Below are 6,552 nucleotides of genomic sequence, written 5' to 3'. Positions count from 1 at the left end.
CAAGTCTAATTGTATATTGTAAAAAAAATGAATGGAGCCACCTTTAGTTGGGTATTTACTTTTTTGGCTCTAATAGAAAAAAGATTAAAACTGAAAATTCTGGTATTATTTATGCAACGCTAGTGAAACAAAATAATTATATGAGGTGAAGATATGTTATACACAATCATTAAGAAAAACTCATACCAAGATTCCATCAACTTGATGCTTCTAACAAACGAAGTATCTACGATTGAAGGAGTTAATAAAATCCAAGTAATGATGGCTACGCCTTCCAATAAAGACTTATTCAAAGGCGCTGGTCTTCATACTGAAGAATTAGAAGCTGCTGAATCAAGTGATATGGCAATTGTTTTAGATACAGATGATGAATCAAAACTTGCAGAAGTAGAAGCGAAAGTAGAACAATACTTGAAAGACCAATCAATCAGTGGTGCTAAAGAGACATTTGAAACAGTTCGTACATGGAGCAAAGCGAAAGATGCACTACCAAATGCAAACGTAGCATTAATCTCTGTACCTGGTGAATATGCGGCAGAAGAAGGAGAAAATGCTTTAGATAACGATCTTCACGTATTCATGTTCAGTGATAACGTTGCAATCGAAGACGAAGTACGTTTGAAAAAGAAAGCACATGAAAAAGGATTGATTTTCATGGGGCCTGACTGTGGTACTGGTATTCTAGACGGTGTTCCAATGGCGTTTGCTAACGTTGTAAATAAAGGCCGTATCGGTATTGTAGGTGCTTCTGGTACAGGTATCCAAGAAGTCTCTGCGATTATTGACCGTCTTGGTGAAGGTGTAAGCCATGCGATCGGTACGGGTGGTCGTGACTTGAAAGATGAAGTTGGCGCCATCACTATGATGAACGGAATTAAAGCATTAGAAAACCATGCTCAAACAGAAGTTATCGCTATCGTTTCTAAGCCACCGGCAAAAGAGGTTAGAGACGAAGTTGTTGAATTACTTCACAGCTTATCTAAACCAGTAGTAGCAATCTTCCTTGGTGAAAAACCTGAAAAACATGAAGGTAACGTTTACCATGCTTATACGTTAGCTGAAACTGCCCATATTGCAGTTGACTTAGTTCGTGGAAATGAAGTGCGTAATGATGGCTATGTAGGAGACTACAAATTCGAAGGTGCTTCGTTGACAGATAACCAAAATGCAATTAAAGGACTTTATTCTGGTGGTACACTTGCTTCAGAAGCGGCGGTTATGCTTTCCGATGCTCTTGGACTTGGTTCTGAAATCACGAACGAAGAAGGTTATGTGTTCCGTAAAGATGGTCATATGATCGTGGACTTAGGTGATGATAAATATACTCAAGGTAAACCACACCCGATGATCGATCCGGAAACTCGTGCCAACTTTATTAAAGAAGCTGCTAAAGATGAGCAAACAGCAGTTATTCTACTTGATTTCGTACTTGGTTACGGTTCTCATAACGATATGGCGAGCGCATTACTTCCAGCAATCCAAGAAGGTATGGAACATGCGAAATCAGAAGGAAGAGACCTATACTTCGTAGCTTCTGTATGTGGTACGAAGAGTGATCCACAAGACTACCAAGGTCATATCAACCGACTTCGTGAAGCTGGCATCATCGTGAAAGACAACAACGATGAAGCAATCCGTACAGCTTTGGACATCATCGGCCTAGCTATGAATGATGTAACGAAGGAACATGTTGAAGCTGAGAAGACAAATATTGACCTAACTATTTCTGAACAAATCTCTGAGCTTGTTAATGACCGTCCACGTATTATCAACGTAGGATTGAAGAGCTTTACTGACGCAATTGTTGCAAATAATGTTCCGGTGGTTCAATACGATTGGAGACCAATTGCTGGTGGTAACGCAAGAATGAGAAAAATCCTTAGCTTATTGAAATAATTAAACCAAAAACGGAAGCGCTCGGTTACGTAAAGTTTCTGAGCGTGGAAGTTTTGAAAATGAGTAGCGAAAATCCAAGGAGGAATTATCATGAAATTTAACTCAATCGATGAAGCAAACAGAGCCGTTATTGACAAAATCGCTGGTGGCGCTCCATTTCTAGTTGATGTTGTTCCAGCTAAATCAAAAATCAAGGAATTCGAAGACCGTAAGCTTCTACTACATGCTGGCCCACCAATCAAATGGGAAAACATGACGGGTCCAATGCAAGGTTCATGTATCGGTGCAGCTCTATTCGAAGGATGGGCTGATAACGAGAAAGACGCGGAAGAAATGCTTGCAAATGGTGAAGTTGAATTCATGCCATGTCACCATGTTCGTGCTGTAGGCCCAATGGGTGGTATCACTTCTGCGAACATGCCGGTATTAGTTGTTGAAAACCGTTCAGAAGGTAACGAAGCTTACTGCACAATGAACGAAGGTATCGGTGCGGTACTACGTTTCGGTGCTTACTCTGATGAAGTTATCAACCGTCTACAATGGATGCGTGACGTGTTAGGACCAACAATCGCAAAAGCTTTAAAACTTACTGCAGATGGACTAAACGTTAACGTAATGATTGCTAAAGCAATTACAATGGGTGACGAATTCCACCAACGTAATATTGCAGCATCCCTTATTTTCTTAAAAGAGATCACTCCATATATCGTTCAATTAGATATGGATGAAAAAGAGCGTCAAGAAGTTGTTCAATTCTTAGCTGATACAGATCAATTCTTCCTGAACATCATGATGGCTTCTGCAAAAGCTGTTATGGATGGTGCAAGAACTATTGAAGCTGGTACAGTTGTTACAGCAATTTGCCGTAACGGTGAGAACGTTGGAGTACGTATTAGTGGTATGGGTGATGAGTGGTTTACTGCTCCTGTTAACACACCACAAGGATTATACTTCACAGGATATTCTCAAGAAGATGCTAACCCAGACCTTGGTGACAGTGCGATCACGGAAGTATTCGGGGTAGGTGCGATGGCAATGATCGCTGCTCCTGGTGTTACTCGTTTCGTAGGTGCTGGTGGATTTGATGATGCACTAAAAACAAGTAATGAAATGGCGGAAATTTGTATCGACCATAACAGTAACTTTACAATTCCTACTTGGGATTTCAAAGGTACACTACTTGGAATTGACGCACGTAAAGTTGTTGAGACAGGCATCGAGCCAGTAATCAACACAGGTATCGCGCATAAGAAAGCTGGAGTAGGACAAATCGGTGCAGGTACAGTTCGTGCACCAAGAGCATGTTTCGAAAAAGCAATCGAAGCGTACGCAATCAAATTAGGCTTGATCTAAATGACACAACGGTTCGTATATAAAGTAGAGGAATATAATCGACATATTCCTCTTCTTTTTTCGAAATACAAAGAAGGTCATATCCATAGTAAATTCAATAACGGCTTCAATATAAAAATGGGTGATTCGCTTGTTTTTATTGGTGGAAAACAAAGTGGCCGACTTCCTTTTTCATTTATTCTGCCCATCCCTGATGTGCATGACCTCTTGACGAAGATCAGTAATAATGACCCGGTGATTTGGCATAATGATACAGAGATACTAAGCATAAACGAAAGTTGTGATATTGTGTATCTTGAAGGAAAGCCTTATGAAAACAAGTTGGAACTTATCCCTGGTAGTGTACATTCTCTATCACGGCATTTAGAAACATTATTGCTTGCTTTGGCGGGTAATGACGAACCAACAGGGTTAGGTCTGGATATTAATGAATTTATGGAGCATTATGTCGAACATGAGAGTGGGTCGGGAAGTTCTTTTGATGTATACTATGACTTAATGGCTATATTGTATTCGGAAGATGAACAAGAAGTGGAACGTGTCCTTCGCTATTTTCTGGGAAGAGGGAAGGGAGGCACTCCAACAGGAGATGACCATATTATCGGTTTGATGGCCATCTATGCTGTTTCAAAAGAGTGGTCTCCATTGTTCACCGAAACACTTTCCAGGATAATAAGCAGTGAAAAAATCACAACCGACGTCAGCATGGAATATTTGAAATATGCTTTAAACAATCAATTTGGTTCGCCAGTGATTGAATTGATTCATGCTATGACTGAGGAGAGCAAGGCAGAAGTGCAAGTGAAAATTAATAATCTATTGTCAATGGGCCATAGTTCAGGTCTCGATACTACATTTGGAATCTTACTAGGTCTTTTGGCGATGAGGAGGAAAAGTAATGGGTGAAAGAGTAGTTATCGCTTTAGGTGGAAATGCAATTCTACAACCAGGTCAAGAAGCAACATATGAAATTCAATTGGAAAACGTACGTAAGAGTGCAGAAGTTATTGCACGTATCATCAATAACGGACATACAGTTGTTGTTACACACGGTAATGGTCCGCAAGTTGGTAATATCTTAAGACAAAACGAGGAAGCAAAACATGTTGTACCAGCAATGCCGTTGGACGTATGTAGTGCTGAATCCCAAGGATTCATTGGTTATATGATGGAACAGTCACTCAGAAATGAACTGCTCAAATTAAATAACCAAGCTCCTGTTGCTGTTACGTTAACACAAACAGAAGTTTCTGCAGATGATCCGGACTTCCAAGATCCTTCTAAACCAATCGGTGTTTTCTATTCTGAAGAAGAAGCGAATAAGTTAGCAGAAGAAAAAGGCTGGATCGTGAAAGAAGATGCTGGTAGAGGTTACAGACGTGTTGTTGCTTCACCAGAACCAAAGTCTATTCTAGGCTCTAAAGTCATCCAACAACTATCTGAAGCTGGTACAATTATTGTAGCTGGCGGCGGCGGTGGTGTTCCTGTTGTTAAGCAAGCTGACGGAACATACAAAGGAATCGAAGCGGTAATCGATAAAGACCGTAGCGGTTTCAAATTGGCTGAAGAAATTAAAGCTGACACATTCATGATCTTGACTGATGTAGAGAACGTATATGTAAACTACGGTAAACCAGATCAAAAAGCACTTACTGAAATTTCCCTTGAAGAAGCTCAAGGCTATGTAGATGAAGGACAATTCTCTGCAGGAAGCATGGGGCCGAAAATGGAAGCTGCAATGAACTTTGCAAGAACAGGCGGAAGAGCAATCATCTGTTCTCTAGACAAAGCTGACTTAGCAATGGAAGGTAAATCTGGCACGCACATTGTTGGATAATATCAAAGGTGACAATGACCGTTTAGGGACGTCCGAACTGGAATGCGGTTCGACCGGAAGCGCATGAAGTTCAGGTAGTCCCTGCCCTCTGGAGCTAGCCGTAACAAAAGCGGAAGCGACCTTGCAAGTAATTATGATATAAAAAAGATGAGGTCTATGGCCTCATCTTTTAATTATATCTCTTTAAGAAAATCAAAAATTTCTTCAAAAGATGACTTAACTACATCATCATTCATATTTTCATCAAATTGGTGTTTTCCATTGGGAATCGTAATTAGATTACTTTTTACTTTATTGTGCTTAAGTGCTTCTAGCATCTGTACAGACTCTTCATAAGGCACATCTTCGTCCGCATCACCGTGGAGAAGCAGTGTTGGTGGATAGTCTGCGTCAACTTGATTAACTGGGCAAAAGGCAAGAAGGTCTTCTTTTGTCGTCTCTGTAGGATCTGTTACATAGTCCAGCCAGACGCCTTGCTGACGGCAATATAAGTAAATGGCATAGCGAGCGGTAATAGGAGCTTCAGCGACTTGATTAGGTCGGATCAATTGTTTGGCTAAAGCTTCATTCACTTTTGGCATCTTATTGAAATGTGTACTAGGTGTGCTGTACCAGTCGCCAAGTATATTTCCGTAGCCATAGAATGATATGATGGCAGTAGGTTTTAAAGCAAATGTCCCTGTCATGAGAGCCAAATACCCACCTGCTGAGTTGCCGACGACAATAACTTTATTTGTATTATAATCCAGATGTTTTGGCAGTTCTTCTTTAACCCAGCTGAGCGCATCTTGAATATCACTAATAATTTCAGGTAGCTTTGTTTCTGGTGCTAAGCGATAAGCGATGGAGAGCACGTGATATCCATGGTCATTATAAAGTTTTACTTGCTCTTGGTTAATATCGTTTCTTGTTCCCCAGATTAGACCGCCGCCATGTATATAAACAATAATCGGCGCATTCTCTTGTTCAACGGGGAATAACTCTGCTTGAATATCAGTATTATTAATTTCTTTATAAACAAATGTGTTGTTCATGATTGACCTCCAAAATATTGTACTCACTATAAAATAAAGGAGTTTTTAAATATGCGTAAAGTTTATACTGCTAAAGATGTTTCTGCTTCTGGTCCTTATTCCCATGCGGTGGATGCGGGAGAATACATTTATTTCTCCGGCCAGACAGCAAAAAATCGTTTAAATCCAGAAGATTCTCCAGCAAACGAAAGTATTACATCTCAAACGGAACAATGCTTCAAGCATTTGACTTCTGTTCTAGAAGAAGTAGGACTCACAGAAGATAATGTTGTCAAGGTGAATGTATATCTAACGAGCATGAAGCACTTCGATGAGATGAACCGTGTTTACGAAACATTCTTCCAAGCACCTTATCCTGCTAGAACTTGTGTGGCTGTCTATGAATTGCCACTTGGTGCTGATGTAGAGATTGAACTTGTAGCTAAAAGATAA

Annotated in this window: 6 protein-coding genes; 5 read left to right on the top strand and 1 reads right to left on the bottom strand. The window is 40.2% G+C overall.

The window, feature by feature from the left end; genetic code table 11:
* The first annotated feature begins 153 nt into the window (after positions 1–153).
* The 4 genes from fdrA (at position 154) to arcC (ending at position 5,086) form a co-directional block, all read left to right on the top strand.
* Entirely contained in the window at positions 154–1,896 is a 1,743-nt protein-coding gene (gene fdrA, locus M3210_RS09225) for an acyl-CoA synthetase FdrA (protein ID WP_251513612.1), read from the top strand.
* 90 nt (positions 1,897–1,986) lie between these two features.
* Positions 1,987–3,249, top strand: coding sequence for a YlbE family protein (locus tag M3210_RS09220; RefSeq protein WP_251513609.1), 1,263 nt, complete (start codon positions 1,987–1,989; stop codon positions 3,247–3,249).
* Positions 3,250–4,155, top strand: a complete 906-nt coding sequence (locus M3210_RS09215) for an oxamate carbamoyltransferase subunit AllH family protein (RefSeq protein ID WP_251513606.1) — start codon at positions 3,250–3,252, stop codon at positions 4,153–4,155.
* Entirely contained in the window at positions 4,148–5,086 is a 939-nt protein-coding gene (gene arcC / locus M3210_RS09210) for a carbamate kinase (protein WP_251513604.1), read from the top strand. Before M3210_RS09215 ends, arcC begins: the two co-directional genes overlap by 8 nt.
* Positions 5,087–5,259: 173 nt before the next feature.
* Here the strand turns inward: arcC and M3210_RS09205 are convergent, their stop codons facing one another.
* Positions 5,260–6,120, bottom strand: a complete 861-nt coding sequence (locus tag M3210_RS09205) for an alpha/beta hydrolase (protein ID WP_251513601.1) — start codon at positions 6,118–6,120, stop codon at positions 5,260–5,262.
* A 51-nt stretch (positions 6,121–6,171) separates the two neighbouring features.
* Here M3210_RS09205 and M3210_RS09200 point away from each other — a divergent pair, with 51 nt between their 5' ends.
* Entirely contained in the window at positions 6,172–6,552 is a 381-nt protein-coding gene (locus M3210_RS09200) for a RidA family protein (protein WP_251513598.1), read from the top strand.

The organism is Oceanobacillus luteolus, from assembly GCF_023715655.1.
GTDB lineage: Bacteria > Bacillota > Bacilli > Bacillales > Amphibacillaceae > Oceanobacillus > Oceanobacillus luteolus.
This window is presented reverse-complemented; position numbering and strand designations above follow the sequence as displayed.